This is a genomic window from Streptomyces sp. NBC_00122, from assembly GCF_045160845.1.
Taxonomy (GTDB): Bacteria; Actinomycetota; Actinomycetes; order Streptomycetales; family Streptomycetaceae; genus Streptomyces.
Genome location: NZ_CP108191.1, coordinates 5,515,139 through 5,538,785, shown reverse-complemented (window position 1 = coordinate 5,538,785; position 23,647 = coordinate 5,515,139). Strand labels below are relative to the sequence as shown.

Below are 23,647 nucleotides of genomic sequence, written 5' to 3'. Positions count from 1 at the left end.
CCCTTCCCTCGTCCGTGTCGTCCGTCATCATTCGGTCATTCCGGTTCCAGCCGCCCAGTATCCGCCACAGTGGACCATGGCGGGCCATCGGGGCATGCGCGGGCAGATTGACAGGTCCCCCGTACGGGGTCAGGTTGAGTTCATGCGCATCGGGCTCATCGGAACGGGCCGGATCGGCTCGTTCCACGCGGCGGCGCTGGCCCGCCAGGCGGACGCCGGCTCGCTCCTGCTCGCCGACGCCGACCCCGCGCGGGCGGCGCGCCTGGCCGACCGGCTCGGGGCCACCGCCGCGCCCTCCGTCGAGCAGGTCTTCACCTGGGGCGTGGACGCGGTGGTCGTGGCCTGCTCGACCGAGGGCCACGCCGAGCTGGCCGTACGGGCGGTACGCGGCGGCCTGCCGGTGTTCTGCGAGAAGCCGGTGGCCCCGGACCTGGCCCGCACCCTCGCCGTGGTGCGCGAGGTGGAGGCCGCCGGCGGCGTGCTCCAGGTGGGATTCATGCGCCGCTTCGACTCGGGCTACCGCACCGCCCGTGAGCTGGTCCGCTCGGGCGCCCTGGGGCGGCTGCACACCGTACGCACGATGACCGCCGATCCGGCTCCGCCGACCGCCGCGTACCTGGCGGCCTCGGGCGGTCTGTACCGGGACTGCCTCGTGCACGATTTCGACATGGTCCGCTGGGTCACCGGGCACGAGGTGACGGAGGTGTACGCGGCCGGGTCGGACGCGGGCCCGCCGCGGTTCCGGGAGACGGGCGACATCGACACGGCCGCGGCCGTGCTGACCCTGGACGACGGCACCCTCGTCACCGCGACGGGCGGCCGGATCAACGGCGCCGGCTACGACGTGCGGATGGAGCTCGCCGGGGAGCTGGACCAGGTGTCCGCCGGGCTGGACGACCGTACGCCGATCGCCTCGACCGAGCCGCACGGCCCGCCCCCGGCGAGCAAACCGTGGACGGGTTTCCTGGAGCGCTTCGGCCCCGCGTACGAGGCGGAGCTGGCGGCCTTCGTGCGCCTGGTGCGCGGCGAGGGCCCCAACCCCTGCGACGGCCGGGAGGCGCTCGCCGCGTTCCGGGTCGCGGAGGCGTGCGAGCTCTCGCGCCGCGAGGGGCGCCGGGTACGGCTGGAGGAGCTGCCGGATCTGTGAGCGGCGCCCGCGGCGCCTCACGCTGCTGCTGCGGCGGCTTCTGCGGCTTCTCATGTACGGCTACCAGCGCACCGGCAGCCGCTTCACTCCCCGGATCAGGGTGCCGGGGATCCAGTCGCGCGGGCCGGCGTCAGGGTCCTCGGCCAGGTCGGGGAAACGTTCCAGCAGGGACCGGACCGCGATGCGGCCCTCCATGCGCGCCAGCGGGGCGCCGATGCAGAAGTGGATGCCGTGGCCGAAAGCCATGTGGCTCTGGCCGGATCGGCGGATGTCGAAGACGTCGGGCCCGGTGAACCGCGCCGGGTCGCGGTCGGCACCGGCCAGGGAGACCAGCACGGGCGAGCCGGCCTCGATCAGGGTGCCCCCGATCTCCAGGTCGGCACGGGCGAAGCGGTAGGTGGCGCTCTCCAGCGGGCCGTCGTAGCGGAGCATCTCCTCCACCGCGCCGTCGATCAGCCCGTCCGGATCGGCGCGCAGGGCCGCCAGCTGGTCCGGGTGGGCGAGCAGGGCCCGTACGCCGTTGCCGATCAGGTTGACCGTGGTCTCGTGCCCGGCGACCAGCAGCAGGAAGGCCATGCCGATCAGCTCTTCCGGGGACAGCTGGTCGCCGTCCTCGTCCCTGGTCCGGATCAGCGCGCTGAGCAGGTCCTCGCCGGGGCGCTCCCGTTTGGCGTCGGTGAGCTCGGCCAGGTAGCCGGACATGGCGCGCAGCGCAGCGGTCTCGGCCTCGGTGCCGGTCGGCGCGACGATCTCGGTGGACCACCGGCGGAACGAGCCGCGTTCGAGGTCGGGTACGCCGAGGAGTTCGCAGATGACGGTCATCGGCAGCGGTACCGCGAAGGACGCGATCAGGTCGGCGCGGCGGTCGGGGCCGGCGGCCATCGCGTCGAGCAGTCCGTCGGTGACCTGCTGCACGCGCGGGCGCAGGGCCTCGACCCGGCGGGAGGTGAACTCGCGGGCCACCAGGCGGCGGAGCCGGGTGTGGTGGGGCGGGTCGGAGCGGAGCATGTTGGTGCTGAGGGTGGTGGTCGTGCGGTCGGCGTAGAGGCCGGCGGTCTGCCAGTTCTTCGACACGTTGGGGTGGGCGAGAGCCTGGCGGGCCTCGTCGTGGCCGACGATCAGCCAGATCCCTTCCCCGTCCGCCGTCTTGATGCGGTGGACGGGACCGCTCTCCCTCAGCCGCGCGTAGTGCGGGTAGGGGTTCTCGTTGAAGTCGTCGGCGAGGTTGCTGATGTCCAGAACTGGCATGGTGGCCAGCGTAGGGCCGCTGATCACCGTGGATGGGAGCGGTTTCGGACAATCGTTCAGCCGTCGACGGCGCGGCGGCCCCAGGCGGTACCGGCCAGCACGAGGGCGGCGCCCGCGAGGCCGAGCAGGCCGAGGTGCTCGCCGCCGATGGCGATGCCGGCGACCGCCGCCCACAACGGCTCGGTGCCCAGCAGCAGGCTGACGCGGGAGGGCGAGGTTCGGCGGACGGCCCACATCTGCACGAAGAAGGCGAAGAGGGTGCAGAAGGCGGAGAGGAAGAGCAGCCCGGCCCATTCGGCGGCCCCGAAGCCGGCGGCCACGGCCCACGGGTCCTCCCCGGTGCCGGGGACGCCCGCGAGCAGGGCGAAGACGAGGACGGCGCCGCCGAGCTGGACGGTGGTCAGGGAGAGCGAGTCGGCGTCCTGGACGGCCTTGACGCGGGCCATCAGCAGGACGTGAAGGGTCCTGGCGAGGGCGGCGCAGAGCATGAGCAGGTCGCCGGGGCTGGGCGCGGTGAACCCCCCGCCCTGGGTCAGCAGGACCACTCCCGCGACGGAGACCCCGGCGGCGGCGAGGAAGCCCGCCGAGGGCGCGCGCCGCTTCACCACGGCCTCGGCGAGCGGCGTGAAGATCATGGTCAGGCTGATGATCAGCCCGGCGTTGGTGGCGGAGGTGTGGACGACCCCGTAGGTCTCCAGGAGGAAGATCCCGCCGAGTACGAGGCCCAGCAGCCCGGCGCCGCGCAGCTGGGCCGGGGTCAGTGCCCACAGCCGCCGCCACCCGGCGACGGCCAGCACCGGCAGGACGAGCCCGAAGCGCAGCACGAGTACGCCGATCACGGTCTGCGTGGTGGTGATGCCCTTGGCGGCGAGGTAGCTGCCGCCCCATACGACGGCGACGGCCAGCACGGGCAGATCGGCGAGCCAGGCCCGGCGGGGGGCGGTGACTGCGGGCGAGATCACGGTCACGGGGACGTCTCCAGCGGCGGCAAGCGGGTGGAGACTTCGGCGGCTCGCACGGGTGCGGGGTCACCGTACCGGAGCCGATCATGACCGGTCGAGCCATTTGCGGGCGGCCCGTGCGGGGGCGGCTCGCGGTGTGGCCGGTCGCGGCCGGCACGGCCGCCGACGGGCGTCAAGCCACGGGATTCAGGGACGTGACCGTGCGGGGGCGGGCGAGGCCTACTGGACGGACCCACTGCTCCACCTCACACCCCAGGAGATTCCCATGCCTCGCCCCTTCCGGAAGCCGCGCCTCCTCATGCTGGCCGCCTCGACCGCCGTGGTCGCGGGAGGCGTGCTGGCACCGACCGGCGCGTTCGCCGCCGCCCCGGCGGCGCCGCACGCGGTCGTGGCCGATGCCCGCGCCGCGGCCGCCGATGATCACGGCGGCAGCGACAAAGGTGCCACCCTCCTGGTGATCATCCGCACCGGGGACGGGAAGATCCGCGTCTGGCCCGACCAGGGCAAGGACGACGCCGGCAGCTGGGTCAGTCCCATCGGCCAGGGCGGCCTGCGCATCGCCAAGGCCGTCACCGGCGGATGACGCCCGCTCGTCCGTGCCGCGCATCGGTGCCGCCACCCCGTCCGGTGGCGGCACCGCGCTGCGGTGCGGGCGTCCTCGGTCAGTCCGCGAACGTGCCGAAGGTGGCGCGCCCCGTCGTCCGGTAGGTGTGGATGGCGATGCCGCTCGACGTCGTACGGGAACTCGTCAGCTCGCAGGCCGTCGGCAGCCCGCCGGTCGGGAACAGCCGGCGCCCGCCGCCCAGGAACACCGGATAGACGAGCAGGTTCAGCTCGTCCACGAGGTCCCGGGCCAGCAGCCACTGCGCGAGCTGCCCGCTGCCGTGGACCTGCAGCTCACCGTCGAGGGCGTCCTTGACCCGGACGATCTCGCTCTGCAGTTGCTCACCGTCGAGCACGGTGGCCGGGCCCCAGGCGGGCTCCTTGAGCGTGGTCGAGGCCACGTACTTCGGCAGCCTGTTCAGCTTGCTCGCGACCGGGTCCGCGGGGTCGTCGTGCTGCGGCCAGTACGAGGCGAAGATCTCGTACGTCCGCCGCCCGAGCAGAAACGCCCCGGTCCGGCCGAAGACCTCGGTGATGAACTCCCCCATGCCCTCGTCCGCGTACGGCACGAGCCACCCGCCGTACTCGAACCCGCCGCTGGTGTCCTCCTCCGGCCCGCCGGGGGCCTGCATCACGCCGTCGAGGGTCAGGAAGGTGGTGAGGGTCAGCTTGCCCATGGGTCAGCGCTCCTTGCTCGGTCGTCCGTACGCAGGTTCAGACTCCCGGGCGGCCCCGGACTCATCGGTGCGGCGCGCGAAGAACTCCATGTCCGATTCCCGCCAGCGCCGGATCACGGACTGCCATTTCATTGAACCCGCAACCATTTGACGGAGGAGGACATCATGAGCGGGTCCGGGTATGTGGCGCTGGTGACCGGCGGCAGCCGCGGGATCGGCGCGGCGAGCGCCCTGCGACTGGCCCAGGACGGGCTCGACGTCGCGGTCAGTTACGTCAACGACGCGCGGGCGGCGGCCGAGGTGGTCGGCAAGGTGGAGGCCCTCGGGCGGCGCGGACTGGCCGTACGGGCCGACGCGGGCGACGGGGCGCAGGCCGTCTCGGCGGTGGAGGAGGCCGTACGGGCCTTCGGGCGGATCGACGTCCTGGTCAACAACGCGGGGGTGGGCGTGCTCGGGCCCCTCGACGGGCTGGGCCCGGCCGAGGTGGACCGGGTGCTGTCGGTCAATGTCCGCGGCGCGTTCCTCGTGGCCCGGGCCGCGGCCGGTCACATGGGTTCCGGCGGGCGGATCATCACCGTCGGCAGCTGCATCACCCAGCGGGTCCCGGGCCCCGGCGGCACGCTGTACGCGATGAGCAAGTCGGCGCTGACCGGGCTGACCAAGGCGCTGGCCCGGGAGCTCGGCGGGCGCGGCATCACCGCGAACCTCGTGCACCCGGGCCCCGTGGACACCGACATGAACCCGGCGGACGGCCCCGGGGCGGAGCAGCAGGCGGCCATGACGGCCCTCGGCCGGTTCGGCACCCCGCAGGAGGTCGCGGCCATGGTGTCCTTCCTGGCCGGGCCGGACTCCGCGTACGTGACGGGCGCGGAGTTCGCGGTGGACGGCGGCTACGCGGCATAGCCCTCGCCGGGCGTGCGGGCGGGTCCGGGCGGCACCCCGGGCCGCGGTACGCCGAAGGGCGCAACCGCCGTGCGGTTGCGCCCTTCGGTCCGTGCGCGCCCCGGGGGTGTCGGCCCCCGGGGCAGTCGGCGGGGTGGCGTCAGCCGCCCAGCTCCTGGTGGCGGGCGGCGTGCGCGGCCGCGCCGGCCTCCGTCAGCGAGCCGTGCAGACGCAGGCGGGAGAAGCCGCCGTCCGGGAAGATGTCGATCCGCACGTGCGTGCCGACCGCCGGGGTGTCCAGCACGAAGCGGTGGTTGGTGTCGGGCTGCAGGCGGGTGCGCGGCAGGAATTCCGTCCACTCGCCCTCCTCACCCGTCTTGACCGACAGGGAGGCCCAGCCGGCCGAGTTGCCCTTGAGGTAGGCGGTGTCGATCTCGACGGCGCGGATCTCGGACTCGGCGACGAGCTGGTAGCGGATCCAGTCGTTGCCGTTGTCGCGGCGACGGGCGGTCTCCCAGCCGTCGTCCATCTTGCGGGAGCGGCCCGGGTTGATGGTGTTGGCCGGCGGGGAGTAGAAGCGGTTGGACGCGTCCTGGACCGAGCCGCCGTTCTCCAGGGCGACCACGTCGAAGGTGCCGAGCGTGGAGAGCCACTTCGGGTCCGGGGCGACCTCGCCGTAGACGCGCAGGCGGGCGATGCCGCCGTCCGGGTGCTGGTTGACGCGCAGGTGCGTGAAGCGCTGCTCGGCGTCGACCTCGAAGCCGTTGGCCGCGTGGCCGCCGACCGGGGTGCGCGGGACGAGCACGGTCCACTTCACGTCGTCGCCGAGGAGCTCCTGCGGGGTCGGCGCGAGGGCGCCGTCCCAGTTGGTGCCCTCGATGGAGACGGCCTGCGGCATGTTGCCGCGGAAGTGGGCGGTGTCGACGACGATGCCGCGGATGACGCCGGGGGCGCCCAGGCGTACGAGCGCCCAGTCGTGGTCCTCGGGGGTCGGCCAGGGCTGCTCGGCGGAGACGCCGCGACGGCGGCGGGTCTCCCAGCCGTCCATGATCTTGCCCTTGTGGCCGAAGTGCTCGGGGTCGAAGTGCGCGGCCTCGGCGATGAGCAGGTTCTCGCGCTGGGCGAAGAACTCGTCGTTCGCGGCGATGACACCGGCGCCCAGCTCACGGGCGGCGAGGTTCGCGTACTGGGTGAAGGGGAAGTCCGCGGTGCGGTAATCCGCGTACGGGTCGCCGCCTCCGTACGGGTTCGCGTTGCCGGTGAAGGAGTCAATCGCCACTGTCAGTTCTGCCTTTCGAGGAGGAGGCCCGTGGGTTCGGTCGGGGTGCCGTGGTCGGCGATCTGCGTACCGCGCAGCCAGGTGGACTTCACGACGCCGTGCAGGGTCTTGCCCGCGTACGCCGTGACCCGGTTGCGGTGGTGGAGTTCGGCCGGGTCCACGGTGAACGTTTCTTCGGGGGCGAGCACGGCGAAGTCGGCGTCGCGGCCCGCCTCGATCGCGCCCTTCTGCGCCAGGCCCGCGAGGGCGGCCGGGGCGGCGGACATCCAGCGGACGACGTCCTCCAGGGAGCGTCCGCGCCGGCGCGCCTCGGTCCAGATGGCGGGCAGGCCCAGCTGGAGGGAGGAGATGCCGCCCCACGCGGTGGCGAAGTCGCTGGTCTTCAGGTCCGCGGTGGAGGGCGAGTGGTCCGAGACGATGCAGTCGATGGTGCCGTCCGCGAGCGCGTCCCACAGGAGGTCCTGGTTGGCGGCCTCGCGGATGGGCGGGCAGCACTTGAACTCGCTGGCGCCGTCCGGGACTTCCTCGGCCGTGAGGGTGAGGTAGTGCGGGCAGGACTCGACGGTGATCCTGACGCCCTCGGCCTTGGCGGCGGCGATCAGCGGCAGCGCGTCGCTCGACGAGAGGTGCAGTACGTGGACCCGCGCGTTCAGCCGCTTCGCCTGGGCGATCAGGTTCCCGATCGCGGTGTTCTCGGCGTCGCGCGGGCGGGAGGCGAGGAAGTCGGCGTACTTGGGACCGGGGACGGCCGGGGCCGCGTCCAGGTGGTGCGGGTCCTCGGCGTGCACGATCATCAGGCCGCCGAAGCCGGTGATCTCGGCGAGGGAGGCGGCCAGTTGCTCCTGGTCGAGCTCGGGGAACTCGTCGACGCCGGAGGGCGACAGGAAGCACTTGAAGCCGTAGACGCCGGCGTCGTGCAGCGGGCGCAGGTCCTTGACGTTGCCGGGCAGGGCGCCGCCCCAGAAGCCGACGTCCACGTGCGCCTTGGCGCGGGCGACCTCCTGCTTGACGCGCAGGTTGTCGGTCGTGGTGGTCGGCGGAAGGGAGTTCAGCGGCATGTCGAGGATCGTGGTGATGCCTCCGGCCGCGGCGGCACGGGTGGCCGTCCAGAAGCCTTCCCACTCGGTGCGGCCCGGGTCGTTGACGTGGACGTGGGTGTCGACCAGGCCGGGAAGCAGGACGTCGTCGCCGAAGTCCTCCAGCCGGGCTCCGGCCGGTACCTCGGCATCGTGCGCCAGCACGGCCGTGATCTTCCCGTCGGCGACGGCCACCGAGGCGGCGCGCGTCCCCTCGGGGGTGATGACGCGCGTCGAGCGCAGTACCAGTTCCACAGCCAGGTCGGACACCGGAACCTCCCCATCTACTTCCACAGAGCGAAATTCAACGTTCTGTTGACGGAGTCTGCGGGGCGATCCGGAGCCAGTCAAGAGCGCCCGGACGGACCACTGACACGCAGACACCGCAATTGGATGTTTCCACAGGATGGAATTAAGATTTCGCTATACAGAATGTAGCTACCACCATCAAGGGATGGGAGGGTAACTTCCCGAGGACGTCCACCACCTGGACAAACCGCCTCTGACCGGCGGGGACGGCATCGCCCCTGCTCTAGGGCCGACGCCGACCGACCGGTAGGCTGATTCCTTGCCTGCCAGCACCGAAAGGACCGCGCCGTGCCGACGTCCAGCGCCAGCACCACCGACGCTTCCGCCAAGCCCACTGCCGCCAGCGGTGGCGTCCAGTCCCTTGAGCGCGCCTTCGATCTGCTCGAACGCATGGCCGACGCCGGGGGCGAAGTCGGCCTCAGCGAGCTCTCCGCCGCCAGCGGTCTGCCGCTGCCGACCATCCACCGCCTCATGCGCACCCTCGTGGCATGCGGTTATGTACGTCAGCAGCCCAACCGACGTTACTCCCTCGGCCCCCGGCTGATCCGCCTCGGCGAGTCCGCGTCGCGACTCCTGGGCACCTGGGCCCGCCCGTACCTCGCCCGCCTGGTCGAGGAGACCGGGGAGACGGCGAACATGGCCCTGCTCGACGGGGACGAGATCGTCTACGTCGCCCAGGTGCCGTCCAAGCACTCCATGCGCATGTTCACCGAGGTCGGCCGCCGGGTGCTCCCGCACTCCACCGGAGTGGGCAAGGCGCTCCTCGCCTACACCCCCGCCGAGGAGGTGCGTGCCCTGCTGGCCCGCACCGGGATGCCGGCGGCGACCGAGAAGACCATCACCACGCCCGAGGGCTTCCTCGACGCGCTGGAGCAGGTCCGCAAGGTGGGTTACGCGGTCGACGACAACGAGCAGGAAATAGGAGTCCGCTGCCTCGCCGTGTCGGTGCCGAACTCGCCGACCGCCGCCGCGATCTCCATCTCGGGCCCGGCGGGCCGGGTGACCGAGGCGCTGACCGAGTCGATCGTGCCGATCCTGCAGGGCGTGGCGGCCGAGCTGTCCGTGGCCCTGTCCAACCAGAACCCCGCCTAGCAGCAGCCCTGGCAGGCAGTCGTACGAAGGCCCCGGCCGCCCCTCGGAGCGAGGGGCGGCCGGGGCCTTCGCGTGCGTGCGGTGTGCCGGGCGGGGTCAGGACGCCGGGACCGGGTCCGGGCTCTGCGACAGGCGGCCGTCGGCCATCGTCGCCGTACGGTCCATCCGGTCCAGGTGGGCGTGGTCGTGCGTGACCAGCACCGTGGCCGTCGAGCGCTCGCGGGTCAGCGTGACCAGCAGGTCGAGCACGGCCGCGCCGCGCTCGTGGTCGAGGGCGCTGGTCGGCTCATCGACCAGCAGCACGGCGGGCTCGTTCATCAGGGCGCGGGCGATGTTGATCCGCTGGCGCTGGCCCCCGGAGAGCTGGTGGGGCCGCTTGTCGGCCTTGTCCGCCAGACCCACCGCGTCCAGCAGCTCCAGCGCGCGCCGGCGCAGCGCCCGCGCGGGCCGGCCCGAGACGTGCGCCATGACCTGGAGCTGTTCGGCGGCGGTCAGCGAGGCGAGCAGGTTCGGCTGCTGGAAGACGATGCCGATCTTCTCCCGGCGCAGGGCCGACTTCTCGGCGGCGCTCAGCGCGGCGGTGTCCCGGCCGGCGACGACCACCCGGCCGGAGTCCGGGGTGACCAGCGTGGCGGCCACGGCGAGCAGGCTGGACTTGCCGGAGCCGGAGGGGCCGATGACCGCCGTCAGGGTGCCCGCGGGAACCTCCAGGCCGACCGAGTCGAGGGCGGTGAGCCTGCTCTCGCCGTCGGGGTAGGTCAGGGTGACGTCGTGCACGAGCAGGGTCATCGGGCGCTCCCGAGGGCGGTCAGCGGGTCGACGGCGGTGATCCGCCGGATGGACAGGGCCGCGCCCAGGGCGCCGAGCACGATCATGACGGCGGCCGGGACGAGCACGGTGGCGGCGTCGAGCACGAAGGGCACGTTCCCGCCGCTGATCAGCGCGCCGAAGCCGGCGGCGAGCGCCGTGCCCAGCCCGGTGCCGATCGCCAGCATGACCACGGCCTGGCCGAGGGCGTCCTTCAGCAGATACGGGGTCGAGGCACCCAGTGCCTTCAGCACGGCGATGTCCCCGCTGCGCTGGATGGTCCACACGGTGAAGAAGGCGCCTATCACCAGGGCCGAGATGGCGAAGAGGAAGCCGCGCATCAGCTGGAGCGAGCCGTTCTCGGCCTGGTAGGAGCCTATGGCGCCCAGGGCCTCGTCCACGGTCTGGGCCTTGGTGGCGGCGGCCTTGTCCGCGGCCGCCAGGTCCATGCCGTCGCCCGAGACGGCGACGACGGTGGCGAGCGTGTCGAGGGAGGTGCCGGGGTTGCCGATGCGCTGCCAGTCGTTCAGGTCCATCCAGACGACCGGGGTGTGGCTGTAGGCGGCGGTGCCGGAGACCGCGGCGACGGACAGTTCGAGCGTGCCGATCCTGAGCCTGGCGCCAGCGGTGAGGCCGCCCAGCTCCTTCGCGGCCTTCTCGGTGAGGACCACCCGTCCCTGGGCGAGGCCGCTGCCGCGCGGGCCGAGCTTCCCCGAGGGCTCCACCCCGAAGACCGAGACGGCCGCGGTGCGCTCGCCCGAGGCGGCGTTGGTGGTGCGGATGCCGAGCGGCTCCGCCGATGTCACCCCCGGCTGCCCGCGCCATGTCTGCCAGGCCTTCTCCTGCACCTGGGAGTTGGTGAAGGACACCTTCTGGTCACCGGCGGGCGCGGCGAAGGCCAGATGGGTGGCGGGCAGCCCGGTGATGGCCGAGATGTTCTCCCGTGCCAGACCGGAGGTGAGCCCGGACAGCAGGCCGACCAGCAGTGTGATCAGCAGTACGACCGAGCCCATGAGGGCGAACCGGCCCTTCGCGAACCGTAGATCTCTCCATGCGACGAACATGTCCCCCACCTTGGCCGTCCGCGTGGACGGGGGGCATCGCGCCACGGTAGCGATCCTCGTATCGAAGGACGCATCCGGACATCAAACTTTCGGTTGACCGGGGGTGGTCCGGGCCCACTTAGGCTGGTCAGGTCATGGCTGCTCTGAATCCTGCCGCTCCGCCCGCTTCCCGCCCCCTCACCCCCGTCTCGAAAGTGCTGCAGCTGTGCCTGCACGCGCTGCTCCTCGGGCTGCTCGCGCTGGCCGCCGGACGGGCCGTCGCCGACTCCGCGCCCGGGGCCGGCTGGGTCGTCGCCGTCTGCGCGGCCCTGGCCGCCGTGTACGCGGGCGGCGTACGGGCCCCCGCCGTGCACGCGTCGCCGCGCGCCGGGGCGGTGTGGCTGGCCGCGCTGGGCGCGGCCTGGCTGGCCCTGCTGGCGGTCTCCCCCGACGGGCTGTGGATCGCCTTCCCGCTGTACTTCCTGGAGCTGCACCTGCTGCGGCTGCGCTGGGGGGTCGCGGCCGTCGCGGTGACCGCCTGCGCGGCCATCGGCGGTTTCCTCGCGCACAGCAGCGCGGTGACGCCCGGGGCCTTCCTCGGGCCGCTGCTGGGCGGGGCCGTGGCGGTGGCGACCGTTCTGGGCTACCAGGCGCTGTACCGCGAGAGCGAACGCCGGCGGGAGCTGATCGAGGAGCTCATCACGACCCGCGCGGAGCTGGCCGCGGCCGAGCGCGGCGCGGGGATCCTGGCCGAGCGGGAGCGGCTCGCCCGGGAGATCCACGACACCCTGGCCCAGGGACTGTCCTCGATCCAGCTGCTGCTGCGGGCCGCAGAGCGGGCGCTTCCCGTGGAGTCGCCGGCCGTGCCCCACATCGCGCGGGCGCGGGAGGCCGCCCAGGAGAACCTCGCCGAGGCACGTCGCTTCGTACGGGCCCTCACCCCGCCGGACCTGGAGCACGGGTCGCTCGCCGCCGCGCTGGAACGGCTGTGCTCGGGGGCGCCGGGGCCGCTGGTGCGGTTCTCGCTGAGCGGCAGGCCCCGGGTGCTGCCCACCCCGTACGAGGTGGCCCTGCTGCGGATCGCGCAGTCGGCGCTGGCCAATGTGGTGCGCCACGCGCGCGCCCGGCGGGCCGAGATCACGCTCACCTTCATGGACGCCTCCGTCACCCTGGACATCGTGGACGACGGGCAGGGCTTCGACCTCTCCTCCGCCCCGTCGGGCGAGGGCGGCTTCGGCCTGCCCGCGATGCGCTCGCGCGCCGAGACGCTGGGCGGGCTGTTCACCGTGGAGTCCGGCTACGGCCAGGGCACCGCCGTGGCCGTCACCCTGCCCCTTCCCCTGGAGGCCGTCTGATGACCGTCCGACTGCTGCTCGCGGACGACCACCCGGTGGTCCGGGCGGGCCTGCGCGCGGTGCTGGACACCGAACCGGACTTCACGGTGGTCGCCGAGGCCGCGACCGCCGAGCGGGCCGTGGAGCTGGCCGCCGCCGAGCCGGTGGACGTGGTCCTGATGGACCTCCAGTTCGGGCCCGGTATGCACGGCGCCGAGGCGACGGCCCTGATCACGGCCCGGCAGGGCGCGCCCCGGGTGCTGGTGCTGACCACGTACGACACGGACGCGGACATCCTGGCGGCCGTGGAGGCGGGCGCTTCGGGCTACCTGCTGAAGGACGCTCCGCCGGAGGAGCTGGCAGCGGCGGTCCGAACGGCCGCGGCGGGCCAGTCGGCGCTGGCCCCGGCGGTGGCGCTGCGGCTGATGGACCGGATGCGGACCCCGGCGGAGGCGCTGACGAAGCGGGAGCTGGAGGTGCTCCAGCTGGTCGCGGACGGCCTGTCGAACCAGCAGATCTCCAAGCGGCTCTTCCTCAGCCAGGCCACGGTCAAGTCCCACCTGGTGCACATCTACGCGAAGCTCGGCGTCGACTCCCGCACCTCCGCGGTCGCGGCCGCCGCCACCCGCCGCCTGATCCGCACGCCGTAGGGGGGCCAGCCCCAGGTCGGATACACCGGGCGGCAGGCGGGTGCGCGGACCGGACCGGCGGGAGCATCGGGGTGCCGAGTACCCGAGCCGAGAGCGAGCCCCCGATGTACACCGCCGTCGTACCCCGCCGACTCACGCCCCCCACCGAGGTCCGCGCCGCCTTCGTGCTCTGGCTCACGGCGGTGGCCGCCGGGGCGTTCGAAACCGCGCTCATGCTCGGCAGGGTTCCGGCCGACGAGATCGCCGTCGGCCTGGTGGTCCGCCTGACCGTCTTCACCGTGGCCGTCCTGGTCGCCTTCCGCATGCGCTCGGGTGCGCGCTGGGCCCGGATCACCCTGGCCGTCGGCCTCGGCGTCGTCGGCACCGCCTCGCTGGTCGTGGAGCCCCTGCGGTACCTCCTCGACGGGGGTTCGCTCGCCGACGCCCTGTCGCGCGCGGACACCCTCGACCTGGTCTTCGGCGCGAGCCGGGCGGTCCACCTGGCGGCCGTCCTGACGGCGGTGGCCCTGATGTTCCGCCCGGCGGCGAACGCGTACTTCCGCGAGCGGCCGTAGCCGCCGGGGCCTACGCCACCCAGTACGGCCGGTCCACCGCCGGGGTCAGCGGGACGCCCTCGTGGAAGGCTTGCGCAAGGAGGCGTACGCCCTCGTCCAGGCGGTCTTCGGGCAGCGTGTACGGGATGCGGAGCCGGTGTTCGAAGGTCCCCGGGTCCACCCCGAATCGGGCCCCGCGGCCGATGTGCACCCCGGCGGCCGCGGCCCGCTCCCCCAGCGCGGAGCTGACCGGCTCGCCCAGGTCGACCCAGAGCGAGAGCCCGCCGGGCGGCAGCTGCCAGGACCATTCCGGTGTGTGCCGCTGGAGGGACCGCACCAGGGCTTCGCGCCGGGTCCGCAGCTGCGCCAGGCGCGCGGGCACGGTCCGGTCCAGGCCCTCCATCAGCGGGAGCGCGACGAGCTGGTCGAGTACCGAGCCGGTCATGTCGGCGGAAACGCGTACGGCCGTCAGCTCGGTGATCATCTTCGCGGTGGCCCGGATCCAGCCCACCCGCAGACCGCCCCAGTGCGTCTTGCTGAGCGAGCCGATGGTGATCACGTGGTCGGCGCCGCCGCGCGGGGCCAGCGAGGCCAGGGGCGCGGGCGCGGGAACGTCCAGCGCGATGTCGGCGATCGTCTCGTCCACCACCAGCCAGGTCCCGGTGGCCCGGGTGGCCGCGAGCAGCCGCAGCCGCTGCTCCGGCGGCATCAGCGCGCCCGTCGGGTTGTGGAAGTCCGGGATCACGTACGCCAGCCGGGGCACGGTCTGGCGCAGCGTCGACTCGGCTATCTCCATGTCCCATCCCGCGTCGGAGACGGCGATCGACCCGGTGCGCAGCCGGGCGTGGCGCAGGGCGTCGAGGGCGTTCGCGTAGGTCGGGTTCTCGGTGACGACCCGGTCCCCGGCCCGGCAGAGCAGGCTGACGACCAGCGCGAAGGCCTGCTGGGCCCCGGCCGTGACCAGGATCTGCTCGGGGCGGGTGGGCAGCCCGCGCCGGGTGAACCGCTCGGCGACGGCCGTGCGCAGGTCGGGCAGGCCGAAGGGGTGGTAGCCGGGAGTGCGGGCGAACCGGGGCAGCCTGGTCGCGGCCCAGGCGAAGGCCTCCGAGAGGCTGTCCTCGGGCGCGCCCATGGCGGCGATGGCGAGGTCGATGCCGGGGTCGTCGTCGGCGCTGTAGCCGCCGGCCCCGACGAGGAGGTGGGCGCCGACGGGGCGGTGGCCGTCGGGGAGTTCGGTCCAGGTGCCGGAGCCGCGGCGACTGCGGACGTAGCCGCTCTCCCGCAGCAGGTCGTAGGCGCCGGTGACGGTGGCCCGGCTGGCGCCGACCGCCTCGGCGAACTCGCGCTCGGCGGGCAGCCGTACGTGCAGGGCGATGCGACCGTCGAGGATCAGCGTGCGGACGGCGTCGGCGAGCGACCGGTAGCCGGGGCGGGCCAGCACCTCGGCGGGGAGCAGGGCCGCCAGCTGCCGACTGCCGAGGGTTCTGTCCGCTGTCTGGACCACTCGCCCGTTTGCCATGCCAACCTCCCCTGATTGGCTCTGACGGCCAGGCCAATCGGGGACCAGACTCGCCGTATTGGACCCCGATTGGCAAGGAGCTTCGGCGATGCTGACCGACCGTGACGAACGAGCCCTGCTGGCCGCCGCCGAGAACCGGATCTCCGAGCCGCTGCGGATCGGGGCCGCGCTGGCCGCCGTACGCGGCGCCCTGACCCGTGGAAGACGGCCGGTCGCGCCGGCCCAGGAGCGAGAATCGGTGGCATGCCATCCCACACCGACCACACTGACCACCCCGACCTGACCGACCGGAGCGGCCAGACCGCTTCACCGGTGATCGCGGGCCTCCTCCTGGCCGCCGGCGGCGGCCGCCGGCTCGGCGGCCGGCCCAAGGCCCTGCTCCCCTACCGCGGCCGCCCGCTGGTCGAGAACGCCGTGCGGGTGCTGCGCGAGGCGGGCTGCGGCCCGGTGCACGTGGTGCTGGGCGCTTCGGCGTCCGAGGTCCGCGAGCGCGCGGACCTGGCCGGCTGCGTGGTCGTGGACAACCCCGACTGGACCCAGGGCATGGGCTCGTCCCTGCGGGTCGGCCTCGCCTCCCTGGCCGGTACGGGCGCCCGCGCGGCCCTGGTCTGCCTGGTGGACCAGCCGGGCATCGGGCCGGCGGCCGTGGCCCGGGTGCGGGAGGCGTACCGCTCCCCGGCGAGCCTGGTGGCGGCGGCCTACGACGGCGAGCGCGGCCACCCGGTGCTGTTCGGCGCGGACCGGTGGGCGGACATCGCGGCCACGGCGACGGGTGACAAGGGCGCGCGGGTGCACCTTGCGCGACACGCGGAGGAGCTCACGCTGGTGGAGTGCGCGGACATCGCGGAGGCATACGACATCGACACCCCGCCCGACCTGGCCCGCCTGCTCTGAGCGCGGTGTAACGGGAGTGGCACTGAGGGCCACCGCGAAACGGAATCTGTCGACTCGGAGAATCTCGACATCAACAAACCATTGAACTTCCACCATGAGGAAATTACTATCCACTGGTCAGAAGCGCCCTGAACCAAAGACGGCGCCCGCGACCGTATCCCGGAACTCTCCACATCCGACGGCACTGCGTGCCGTCTCGCGCGAGCATTCCCCCGCGGCCGCAAGGCACCGCCGCTGAAGGAGTGACAGATATGTCCGCACCAGCGCCGTCCCCGCTGGCCATCGTCGCAGCCGAGCCCCTGCCCCGGCAGGACGAAGTCCTCACCGAAGCGGCCCTCGCCTTCGTGGCCGAGCTGCACCGGCGGTTCGCCCCCCGCCGGGCGGAGCTCCTCGCCCGGCGCGGCGAGCGCCGTGCCGAGATCGCCCGGACCTCCACCCTCGACTTCCTCCCGGACACCGCACAGGTCCGCGAGGGAGACTGGAAGGTGGCCCCGGCGCCGGCCGCGCTGAACGACCGCCGCGTGGAGATCACCGGTCCGACGGACCGCAAGATGACCATCAACGCCCTGAACTCGGGCGCCAAGGTCTGGCTCGCCGACTTCGAGGACGCATCCGCTCCCACCTGGGAGAACGTCGTCCTCGGCCAGCTCAACCTCATCGACGCCTACGAGCGCCGCATCGACTTCACGGACGGGCGCACGGGCAAGGCGTACGCCCTGCGGCCCGCCGACGAGCTCGCCACCGTCGTGATGCGGCCGCGCGGCTGGCACCTGGAGGAGCGCCACCTCCGGTTCGAGGGCGGCCCGGCCTCCGGCTCGCTCGTCGACTTCGGCCTGTACTTCTTCCACAACGCGAAGCGCCTGATCGACCTCGGCAAGGGCCCGTACTTCTACCTGCCGAAGACGGAGTCGCACCTGGAGGCGCGCCTCTGGAACGACATCTTCGTCTTCGCCCAGGACTACGTCGGCATCCCGCAGGGCACCGTCCGCGCGACGGTCCTCATCGAGACGATCACCGCCGCGTACGAGATGGAGGAGATCCTCTACGAGCTGCGCGACCACGCGGCCGGCCTGAACGCGGGCCGCTGGGACTACCTCTTCTCGATCGTGAAGAACTTCCGTGACGGCGGCGAGAAGTTCGTCCTGCCGGACCGCAACGCGGTGACGATGACCGCCCCGTTCATGCGCGCCTACACCGAACTGCTGGTGCGCACCTGCCACAAGCGCGGCGCGCACGCCATCGGCGGCATGGCGGCCTTCATCCCCTCCCGCAAGGACGCCGAGGTCAACAAGGTCGCGTTCGAGAAGGTCAAGGCCGACAAGGACCGCGAGGCGGGCGACGGCTTCGACGGCTCCTGGGTCGCCCACCCCGACCTGGTCCCGATCGCGATGGCCTCCTTCGACGCCGTGCTCGGCGACAAGCCGAACCAGAAGGACCGCCTGCGCGAGGACGTCTCGGTGGCCCCGGGCGAGCTCATCGCGATCGACTCGCTGGACGCGAAGCCCACGTACGAGGGCCTGCGCAACGCGGTCCAGGTCGGCATCCGCTACATCGAGGCCTGGCTGCGGGGCCTCGGCGCCGTCGGCATCTTCGGCCTGATGGAGGACGCGGCCACCGCCGAGATCTCGCGCTCGCAGATCTGGCAGTGGATCAACGCAGGTGTCGTCTTCGAGAACGGCCTGACGGCGACGGCCGAGCTGACCCGCGAGATCGCGGCGGAGGAACTGGCCGCCATCCGCGCCGAGGTCGGCGAGGAGGCGTTCGCGGCCGGAAAGTGGCAGCAGGCCCACGACCTCCTCCTCCAGGTCTCCCTGGACGCGGACTACGCGGACTTCCTCACCCTCCCCGCGTACGACCAACTGCTCGGCTGACACCCCGCTTCCGGCTGAAACGCACAGCAGCCGGACATCACGGACTCCGCCCCCGCCGCCACCAGGCAGCGGGGGCGGAGCTGTTTCCCGGGCACCGGGCCGAACGACCGATCGGTTGTTACTTGTTCGTAACTTGCCTGTACCTAGCGGTAACAACGTGCGCCATGTCACCTTTCCGATGCCACCGGCCGGCGGTACCCCCACTTTTCCAGCCATGCGTCGGAGCTGTACCTGGGCTTCGGCATGGCCTACCGCAGGAGTTCCGCAGTGATCGGATTCCGCAACGTCAGCAAGGACCGGGCCCGCCGTCGCGTGCGACGCCTGGCAGGGGCCGGGTTGGTCCTGCCGCTCGCCGTCAGCGCGCTGGTGGCCGGTGGGGCCGGGACCTCGGTGGCCAGTTCCGGGACCGGGCCCACCGCCGTCGTGTCCATGGGCGACAGTTACATATCCGGCGAGGCAGGCCGCTGGAAGGGCAACAGCCTCACCAACACCGGGAATCGCGCCGGCACCGACCGGGCCTGGGTCAGCGGGAGCACCTACGACCCCTCCAAGGTCTACGGGAGTACCGCCGGCGGCTGCCACCGCTCCGACTCCGCCGAGGTCAAGAGCGCCGGCGCGATCGCCGATGTCGCCGTGAACCTGGCGTGTTCCGGGGCGACTTCCGAGAACGTCTTCCGCGCCTCCAACGGCGGCGTGGGCTTCAAGGGCGAGGCCCCGCAGGCCGATCAGCTCGCCGCCGTGGCCGCGAGCCACGACGTCAAGGTCATCGCGCTGTCCATCGGCGGGAACGACCTCGGCTTCGCCGACATCATCAAGGACTGCGCCCTCGACTTCGTCCTCTGGAACTCCTACTGCTACGACGACCAGCAGTACGGCGTGGACCAGAAGATCGACCAGGTCATGGCCGACGTCGGGAAGTCCGTGGACGAGGTGCGGGCCGTGATGCGCGCGGCCGGGTACGCCGACTCCGCCTACCGGATCGTGCTGCAGTCCTACCCGTCGCCGATCCCGCGGGGCGCCGAGAACCGGTACACGCAGAGCGACTGGAGCCGCCTCAACAGCGGCGGCTGCCCCTTCTGGAACCGGGACTCGGACTGGGCGCGTGACTCGCTCGTGCCGCAGATCGCGGGCCGCATCAAGGGCGTCGCCGCCGCCAAGGGCGTGCAGTTCCTGGACCTGCGGGACATGATGCAGGGCCGCGAGGTGTGCGCCAAGGCCAGCAAGCAGGTGACCTCCACCGTCCCGGCCTCGGCGAAGACCAGCGAGTGGGCGCGCTGGATCGACAACAACGAGACGCAGGGCCTGATCCAGGAGTCCATGCACCCGAACTACTTCGGACAGCTGGCCGCGGGACGCTGCCTCGCCCTGGCCGTCGCCCAGCCCGCGAACTCCGGCTCCAGCTGCAAGAACACCGCCGGAGCCGACCAGAGCGGGATGTACCTGACGCCCGCGCCGTAGCGGCGAAAACCGGGTGATCGAAACGGTACGGGCTGCCATGCTCTCGGGCATGGCAGCCCGTACCGCACGACCCTCCCTGTACATCTCCGTCGACATCGAGGCCGACGGGCCGATTCCCGGTCCGTACTCGATGATCAGCTTCGGGGCCTCCGTCGCCGGGCGGCAGGACGGCGGTTCGTATACGGCCGCCGACCCCGAAGAGCTCACCTTCTACCGCGAGTTGCGGCCGATCAGCGACGAGTTCGCGCCCGAGGCCCTCGCGGTGAGCGGGCTGGACCGGGACCGGCTGGTTCGCGAGGGCGCCGATCCGGAGACGGCCATGGCCCAGTTCCGCGCGTGGGTGCGCGAGGTCTCCGTCGGCGCGCAGCCCGTGATGTGCGGCTACCCGGCCTCCTTCGACTGGACCTTCCTGTACTGGTACTTGATGCGGTTCGGCGGCGACAGCCCCTTCGGCCACTCCGGATGCCTGGACATGAAGACCCTCTACGCGACGAAGGCGCGCGTACCGCTGCGGGCCGCCGTCAAGGGCCGGATGCCGAAGGCACTGCTCTCCGGCCGCCGGCACACCCACCACGCGCTGGACGACGCGATCGAGCAGGCCGAGCTGATGAGCAATCTGATGCTGTGGGAGGGGCCGGCGGACGGACAGGGCTGACTACGGGCTACGGGCTACGGATCAGCAGCTCTTCCATGTCACACCGGCAGTACTGGATCCACGCATGGCCTTCGGCGCGGCTGGAGTACCAGGCGTCACCGCAATTCCAGTTGGCCCCGGCCGGTGCGGCCTCGGCCGGCCCGGCGAGCAGCGGGATGGCGAGCAGCGTGGCACTTCCCAGCAGTGCCGCGGTCTTCCTTCGCATGGCGGGGCTCCTTCGGTTGGACATCGGAGACGCCTGTCAACACCGAATTGACTGTCCGTCAGTTGCCTGCCCGGGGCGGATGGCGCAATGGGGCTGCGCATACGACCGGGGCCGCGCCCTTGACGCGTCACGGCCCGGTACGGCGGTGCGTACGCCACGCCCGCAGTGGGTGGCGTACGCACCGCCGTGCTGTCCGCGTGCCGGGCCTGTCCCGGTCAGTGCACCGGGACAGGATCCGGGACGGCCGCGCCCGCGTCCTTCCCGGCGCCGAGGTGGTTGAAGGCGAGGTTGAGCAGGATCGCCACCACACAGCCGGTGCTGATGCCGGAGTCGAGGACGACCAGCAGGTCCTTCGGGAAGGCGTGGTAGAACTCCGGCGCGGCGATGGGGATCAGGCCGATGCCCACCGAGGCGGCGACGATCAGGGCGTTCTCGCCCTTCTCCATGGCCGCGCCCGCCAGGGTCTGGATGCCGCTCGCCGCGACCGAGCCGAAGAGCACGATGCCGGCGCCGCCGAGGACCGGCAACGGGACGACGCCGATCACGGAGGCCGCCATCGGGCACAGGCCCAGCAGGATCAGGATGCCCCCGCCGGCTGCGACGACGAACCGGCTGCGCACCTTGGTCATGGCGACCAGGCCGATGTTCTGGGCGAAGGCGCTGCACATGAAGCCGTTGAAGAGCGGGCTGATCGCGCTGCCGAGGGTGTCGGCGCGCAGGCCGCCCTCGATGGTCCTCGCGTCCGCCGGGCGGCCTACGATCTTGCCGAGGGCCAGGATGTCGGCGGTGGACTCGGTCATGCAGACGAGCATGACGATGCACATCGAGACGATGGCGGCGACCTGGAACTGCGGGGCGCCGAAGTGGAACGGGGTCGGGAAGCCGATCACCGAGGCGTTCTTGACGGCGTCGAAGCTGGTCATGCCCAGCGGGAGAGCGATCAGCGTGCCCGCCACCAGTCCGAGCAGGATGGATATCTGCTGGAGGAAGCCGCGCAGGAACTTGCGCATCAGCAGGACGATGACCAGGGTGACGGCCGCCATCCCGATGTTCTTCATCGAGCCGTAGTCGGTGGCGGTGCGGTTCCCGCCCTGCGACCAGTTGAAGGCGACGGGCAGGAGCGAGACGCCGATCAGGGTGATGACCGTACCCGTCACGACCGGCGGGAAGAAGCGGACGAGTTTGCCGAAGTAGGGGGCGGCGAAGAAGCCGACGGCTCCGGCGACGATGATCGCGCCGAAGATGACGGGGATGGCGTCCGCTCCCTCCCCCTTGCCGATCGCGATCATCGGGGTCACACCGGCGAAGGAGACGCCGTTGACGAAGGGGAGTCTGGCACCGATCTTCCAGAAACCGAGGGTCTGGAGGAGGGTCGCGAGCCCTGCGGTGAAGAGCGAGGCGCCCATCAGGAAGGCGGTCTCGGTGGCGGAGAGGCCGACGGCGGGGCCGACGATCATGGGCGGGGCCACGACACCCGCGTACATGGCGGCCACGTGCTGGAGGCCGCTCGTGAACATTTTCAGCGGAGGCAGGGTCTCGTCGACCGGGTGCTTCTCCTCCGGTACTGCGACTGCGTCTTTGCGAAACCTGGGCGCCTGGGCCACGGCTTCCTCCGTTCGGTTGAACACGTCGGCAGGGACGTGGTGTCTTGGAGGTGGTGCGAAAGCTGTGCGAGTCGAGCCTGTTTTCAGTTGTGGGTGCGCAGAGTTATGGGTGCGCAGAGTTTGCAGGTGTGCAGAAACGATTCGCCCGAGTCGGTTCTGCGGAGATCAAGCCAGTGGCGCGAGTACCGCTCCCGGGGGCGCCCGCAAAAGACCGGGCGCTTCCCGGGAACGGCTGCCGCGGACCCCGCTCGGGTCCGCGGCCGCCGGCCGGGGGCCGTCCCCCCCGGCCGGACTTCTGGGGCACCTCCCTGGGGAGGGTCAGGCCTGCGCGGCGATCCGCGCGAGGCGCTGGGCCTCTTCCCGCGTGGACGCGGCGATGGCGTCCTCGTCGGCGAAGAGCAGTCGGTTGTTCTCGACGATCTGCTTGCCGTTGACCAGCGAGAGGGTCACCGGGGCGGCCGCACCGAAGACCAGCGCGGTGACCGGGTCGGCGATGGAGGAGTGGGCCAGGGTGCTCAGGTTCCACATCACCAGGTCGGCGCACTTGCCGACCTCCAGCGAGCCGATGCTGCCGGCGCGGCCGAGGACCTGGGCGCCACCGTACGTACCCAGGCGCAGGGCCTGACGCGCGTTCAGGGCGCGCTCGCGGTGGACCGGGTTCAGACGGTTGATCAGCAGCGCGTTGCGCAGCTCGGTGTGCAGCTCACCGGACTCGTTGGAGGCGGTGCCGTCGACGCCGAGGCCGACCGGTACACCGGCGGCGAGCATGTCCGGGACGCGGGCGATGCCGGCGGCCAGACGGGCGTTGGAGGACGGGCAGTGCGCCACACCGGTCTTGGTACGGGCGAACGCGGCGATGTCGGAGTCGTTCATGTGGACGCTGTGCGCCATCCACACGTCCTCGCCGAGCCAGCCGGTCGACTCGAAGTAGTCGGTCGGGCCCATGCCGAACAGTTCCTTGCAGAACTGCTCTTCCTCGACGGTCTCCGAGCCGTGCGTGTGCATGCGCACACCCAGTCGGCGGGCCAGCTCGGCACCCTGCTTCAGCAGCTCGGTCGAGACCGAGAAGGGGGAGCACGGGGCGACGGCGACCTGGGTCATCGCGTCGAAGGAGTAGTCGTGGTGCTTCTTGACGGTCGCCTCGGTGTCGGCGAGCGCGCCTTCGAGGGTCTCGACGGCGTGGTCCGGCGGCAGGCCGCCGTCCTTCTCGCTGCGGTCCATCGAGCCGCGGGCGAGGGTGAATCGGACACCCATCTCGGACGCGGCGCGGATGATCGAGCCGGAGAGGTCGCCGGAGCCCTTGGGGAAGACGTAGTGGTGGTCCATGGCGGTGGTGACGCCGCCCTTGGCCATCATCGCCAGGGAGCCCTGGGCGGCCGTGTACGTCATCTGCTCGTCGATGCGCGCCCACGTCGGGTACAGCGCGACGAGCCAGTTGAAGAGGTTGTGGTCGGTGGCCAGGCCACGCGTGATCCACTGGTAGAAGTGGTGGTGCGTGTTGACCAGACCCGGGGTCACGAGGTGCCCGGTGCCGTCGATGCGGCGGACCACGTTCTCGAGGTTCTCGGGGGCCTTGCCCGCACCGATCGACTCGATCTTGTTGCCGGCGACGACCACGTACCCCGAGGCGTACTCTGTGTCGTTCGCGTCGACCGTCGCGATCGCACAGTTCTCGATGACGATGCGCTCGACCGCGCTGTCAGGGGCTGCCGATGCTGCCATGGGACTTCCTCGTGCTTTCAGTGGCGGTGCGGGCACGGCAAGGCCCAGGAGATTTGAGTGCCGGAGCCGGGGGCCTT

General features: G+C 72.1%; 23 protein-coding genes. 12 read left to right on the top strand and 11 right to left on the bottom strand.

Translation table 11 applies throughout. The features are described 5' to 3' along the window. The first annotated feature begins 142 nt into the window (after positions 1–142). A complete protein-coding gene (locus tag OG737_RS25570; RefSeq protein WP_328928535.1) occupies positions 143–1,147 on the top strand; it encodes a Gfo/Idh/MocA family oxidoreductase in 1,005 nt (334 codons plus the stop codon). Between the two features lie 60 nt (positions 1,148–1,207). On the opposite strand, the gene OG737_RS25565 is transcribed toward OG737_RS25570, so the two are convergent. Beyond that, a complete protein-coding gene (locus OG737_RS25565; protein ID WP_405922031.1) occupies positions 1,208–2,395 on the bottom strand; it encodes a cytochrome P450 in 1,188 nt (395 codons plus the stop codon). 56 nt (positions 2,396–2,451) lie between these two features. Then, positions 2,452–3,363, bottom strand: coding sequence for a DMT family transporter (locus OG737_RS25560; protein ID WP_405922030.1), 912 nt, complete (start codon positions 3,361–3,363; stop codon positions 2,452–2,454). A 259-nt stretch (positions 3,364–3,622) separates the two neighbouring features. Here OG737_RS25560 and OG737_RS25555 point away from each other — a divergent pair, with 259 nt between their 5' ends. Continuing rightward, on the top strand, positions 3,623–3,940 hold the full coding sequence (locus OG737_RS25555; RefSeq protein WP_328928532.1) for a hypothetical protein: 318 nt from the start codon (positions 3,623–3,625) through the stop codon (positions 3,938–3,940). A 79-nt stretch (positions 3,941–4,019) separates the two neighbouring features. Here the strand turns inward: OG737_RS25555 and OG737_RS25550 are convergent, their stop codons facing one another. Beyond that, positions 4,020–4,637 (bottom strand): dihydrofolate reductase family protein, encoded by a 618-nt coding sequence (locus OG737_RS25550; RefSeq protein WP_328928531.1) that lies wholly within the window; start codon positions 4,635–4,637, stop codon positions 4,020–4,022. 165 nt (positions 4,638–4,802) lie between these two features. Between OG737_RS25550 and OG737_RS25545 the strand changes: the two genes are divergently transcribed. Beyond that, a complete protein-coding gene (locus OG737_RS25545; RefSeq protein ID WP_328928530.1) occupies positions 4,803–5,540 on the top strand; it encodes an SDR family oxidoreductase in 738 nt (245 codons plus the stop codon). Positions 5,541–5,679: 139 nt separating this feature from the next. Here the strand turns inward: OG737_RS25545 and alc are convergent, their stop codons facing one another. After that, a complete protein-coding gene (gene alc, locus OG737_RS25540) occupies positions 5,680–6,798 on the bottom strand; it encodes an allantoicase (protein ID WP_405677718.1) in 1,119 nt (372 codons plus the stop codon). A gap of 2 nt (positions 6,799–6,800) precedes the next feature. Then, complete coding sequence (gene allB / locus OG737_RS25535) at positions 6,801–8,144, bottom strand: allantoinase AllB (RefSeq protein ID WP_405677720.1); 1,344 nt, start codon at positions 8,142–8,144, stop codon at positions 6,801–6,803. A 327-nt stretch (positions 8,145–8,471) separates the two neighbouring features. Between allB and OG737_RS25530 the strand changes: the two genes are divergently transcribed. Beyond that, positions 8,472–9,275, top strand: a complete 804-nt coding sequence (locus OG737_RS25530) for an IclR family transcriptional regulator (RefSeq protein ID WP_328928527.1) — start codon at positions 8,472–8,474, stop codon at positions 9,273–9,275. A 96-nt stretch (positions 9,276–9,371) separates the two neighbouring features. On the opposite strand, the gene OG737_RS25525 is transcribed toward OG737_RS25530, so the two are convergent. Further along, positions 9,372–10,064, bottom strand: coding sequence for an ABC transporter ATP-binding protein (locus tag OG737_RS25525; RefSeq protein WP_328928526.1), 693 nt, complete (start codon positions 10,062–10,064; stop codon positions 9,372–9,374). Then, on the bottom strand, positions 10,061–11,146 hold the full coding sequence (locus OG737_RS25520) for an ABC transporter permease (RefSeq protein ID WP_328928525.1): 1,086 nt from the start codon (positions 11,144–11,146) through the stop codon (positions 10,061–10,063). The genes OG737_RS25525 and OG737_RS25520 overlap by 4 nt, the downstream gene beginning before the upstream one ends. Positions 11,147–11,280: 134 nt before the next feature. Between OG737_RS25520 and OG737_RS25515 the strand changes: the two genes are divergently transcribed. The 3 genes from OG737_RS25515 to OG737_RS25505 all read left to right on the top strand — a co-directional run bounded on the left by OG737_RS25515 (position 11,281) and on the right by OG737_RS25505 (position 13,663). Then, positions 11,281–12,480 (top strand): sensor histidine kinase, encoded by a 1,200-nt coding sequence (locus tag OG737_RS25515; RefSeq protein ID WP_328928524.1) that lies wholly within the window; start codon positions 11,281–11,283, stop codon positions 12,478–12,480. Then, positions 12,480–13,109: a response regulator transcription factor gene (locus OG737_RS25510; protein WP_328928523.1), complete on the top strand. Its 630-nt coding sequence runs from the start codon at positions 12,480–12,482 to the stop codon at positions 13,107–13,109. The genes OG737_RS25515 and OG737_RS25510 overlap by 1 nt, the downstream gene beginning before the upstream one ends. A 71-nt stretch (positions 13,110–13,180) precedes the next feature. Further along, positions 13,181–13,663: a hypothetical protein gene (locus OG737_RS25505; RefSeq protein ID WP_328928522.1), complete on the top strand. Its 483-nt coding sequence runs from the start codon at positions 13,181–13,183 to the stop codon at positions 13,661–13,663. A 10-nt stretch (positions 13,664–13,673) separates the two neighbouring features. Here OG737_RS25505 and OG737_RS25500 read toward each other — a convergent pair whose 3' ends face one another. After that, entirely contained in the window at positions 13,674–15,161 is a 1,488-nt protein-coding gene (locus OG737_RS25500; RefSeq protein ID WP_328928521.1) for a PLP-dependent aminotransferase family protein, read from the bottom strand. Between the two features lie 88 nt (positions 15,162–15,249). On the opposite strand from OG737_RS25500, the gene OG737_RS25495 reads away from it, so the two are divergent. The 5 genes from OG737_RS25495 (at position 15,250) to OG737_RS25475 (ending at position 20,039) form a co-directional block, all read left to right on the top strand. After that, positions 15,250–15,444: a hypothetical protein gene (locus tag OG737_RS25495; RefSeq protein WP_328928520.1), complete on the top strand. Its 195-nt coding sequence runs from the start codon at positions 15,250–15,252 to the stop codon at positions 15,442–15,444. Positions 15,445–15,473: 29 nt separating this feature from the next. After that, complete coding sequence (locus tag OG737_RS25490) at positions 15,474–16,055, top strand: nucleotidyltransferase family protein (protein WP_328930472.1); 582 nt, start codon at positions 15,474–15,476, stop codon at positions 16,053–16,055. A 251-nt stretch (positions 16,056–16,306) separates the two neighbouring features. Beyond that, on the top strand, positions 16,307–17,926 hold the full coding sequence (gene aceB / locus OG737_RS25485; protein ID WP_328928519.1) for a malate synthase A: 1,620 nt from the start codon (positions 16,307–16,309) through the stop codon (positions 17,924–17,926). Positions 17,927–18,193: 267 nt separating this feature from the next. Next, positions 18,194–19,384, top strand: coding sequence for a GDSL-type esterase/lipase family protein (locus OG737_RS25480; RefSeq protein ID WP_405922029.1), 1,191 nt, complete (start codon positions 18,194–18,196; stop codon positions 19,382–19,384). A 49-nt stretch (positions 19,385–19,433) separates the two neighbouring features. Then, complete coding sequence (locus OG737_RS25475; RefSeq protein ID WP_405922028.1) at positions 19,434–20,039, top strand: 3'-5' exoribonuclease domain-containing protein; 606 nt, start codon at positions 19,434–19,436, stop codon at positions 20,037–20,039. A gap of 7 nt (positions 20,040–20,046) precedes the next feature. Here the strand turns inward: OG737_RS25475 and OG737_RS25470 are convergent, their stop codons facing one another. The 3 genes from OG737_RS25470 to OG737_RS25460 all read right to left on the bottom strand — a co-directional run bounded on the left by OG737_RS25470 (position 20,047) and on the right by OG737_RS25460 (position 23,570). Beyond that, positions 20,047–20,244 (bottom strand): hypothetical protein, encoded by a 198-nt coding sequence (locus OG737_RS25470; protein ID WP_328928516.1) that lies wholly within the window; start codon positions 20,242–20,244, stop codon positions 20,047–20,049. A gap of 215 nt (positions 20,245–20,459) precedes the next feature. Next, the gene (locus tag OG737_RS25465) at positions 20,460–21,848 is read right to left on the bottom strand and encodes a nucleobase:cation symporter-2 family protein (protein ID WP_328930471.1); all 1,389 of its coding nucleotides are present in this window, start codon (positions 21,846–21,848) and stop codon (positions 20,460–20,462) included. Between the two features lie 318 nt (positions 21,849–22,166). Continuing rightward, a complete protein-coding gene (locus OG737_RS25460; RefSeq protein WP_405677742.1) occupies positions 22,167–23,570 on the bottom strand; it encodes an 8-oxoguanine deaminase in 1,404 nt (467 codons plus the stop codon). Positions 23,571–23,647 lie beyond the last annotated feature (77 nt).

Coding starts and splice junctions, on each gene's coding strand:
- OG737_RS25500 (WP_328928521.1), bottom strand. CDS start 15,161: ATGGCAAACGGGCGAGTGGTCCAGACAGCGGACAGAACCCTCGGCAGT.
- OG737_RS25570 (WP_328928535.1), top strand. CDS start 143: ATGCGCATCGGGCTCATCGGAACGGGCCGGATCGGCTCGTTCCACGCG.
- OG737_RS25470 (WP_328928516.1), bottom strand. CDS start 20,244: ATGCGAAGGAAGACCGCGGCACTGCTGGGAAGTGCCACGCTGCTCGCC.
- OG737_RS25495 (WP_328928520.1), top strand. CDS start 15,250: ATGCTGACCGACCGTGACGAACGAGCCCTGCTGGCCGCCGCCGAGAAC.
- OG737_RS25525 (WP_328928526.1), bottom strand. CDS start 10,064: ATGACCCTGCTCGTGCACGACGTCACCCTGACCTACCCCGACGGCGAG.
- OG737_RS25510 (WP_328928523.1), top strand. CDS start 12,480: ATGACCGTCCGACTGCTGCTCGCGGACGACCACCCGGTGGTCCGGGCG.
- OG737_RS25460 (WP_405677742.1), bottom strand. CDS start 23,570: ATGGCAGCATCGGCAGCCCCTGACAGCGCGGTCGAGCGCATCGTCATC.
- OG737_RS25515 (WP_328928524.1), top strand. CDS start 11,281: ATGGCTGCTCTGAATCCTGCCGCTCCGCCCGCTTCCCGCCCCCTCACC.
- OG737_RS25545 (WP_328928530.1), top strand. CDS start 4,803: ATGAGCGGGTCCGGGTATGTGGCGCTGGTGACCGGCGGCAGCCGCGGG.
- aceB (WP_328928519.1), top strand. CDS start 16,307: ATGTCCGCACCAGCGCCGTCCCCGCTGGCCATCGTCGCAGCCGAGCCC.
- OG737_RS25550 (WP_328928531.1), bottom strand. CDS start 4,637: ATGGGCAAGCTGACCCTCACCACCTTCCTGACCCTCGACGGCGTGATG.
- OG737_RS25565 (WP_405922031.1), bottom strand. CDS start 2,395: ATGCCAGTTCTGGACATCAGCAACCTCGCCGACGACTTCAACGAGAAC.
- OG737_RS25555 (WP_328928532.1), top strand. CDS start 3,623: ATGCCTCGCCCCTTCCGGAAGCCGCGCCTCCTCATGCTGGCCGCCTCG.
- OG737_RS25475 (WP_405922028.1), top strand. CDS start 19,434: ATGGCAGCCCGTACCGCACGACCCTCCCTGTACATCTCCGTCGACATC.
- OG737_RS25520 (WP_328928525.1), bottom strand. CDS start 11,146: ATGTTCGTCGCATGGAGAGATCTACGGTTCGCGAAGGGCCGGTTCGCC.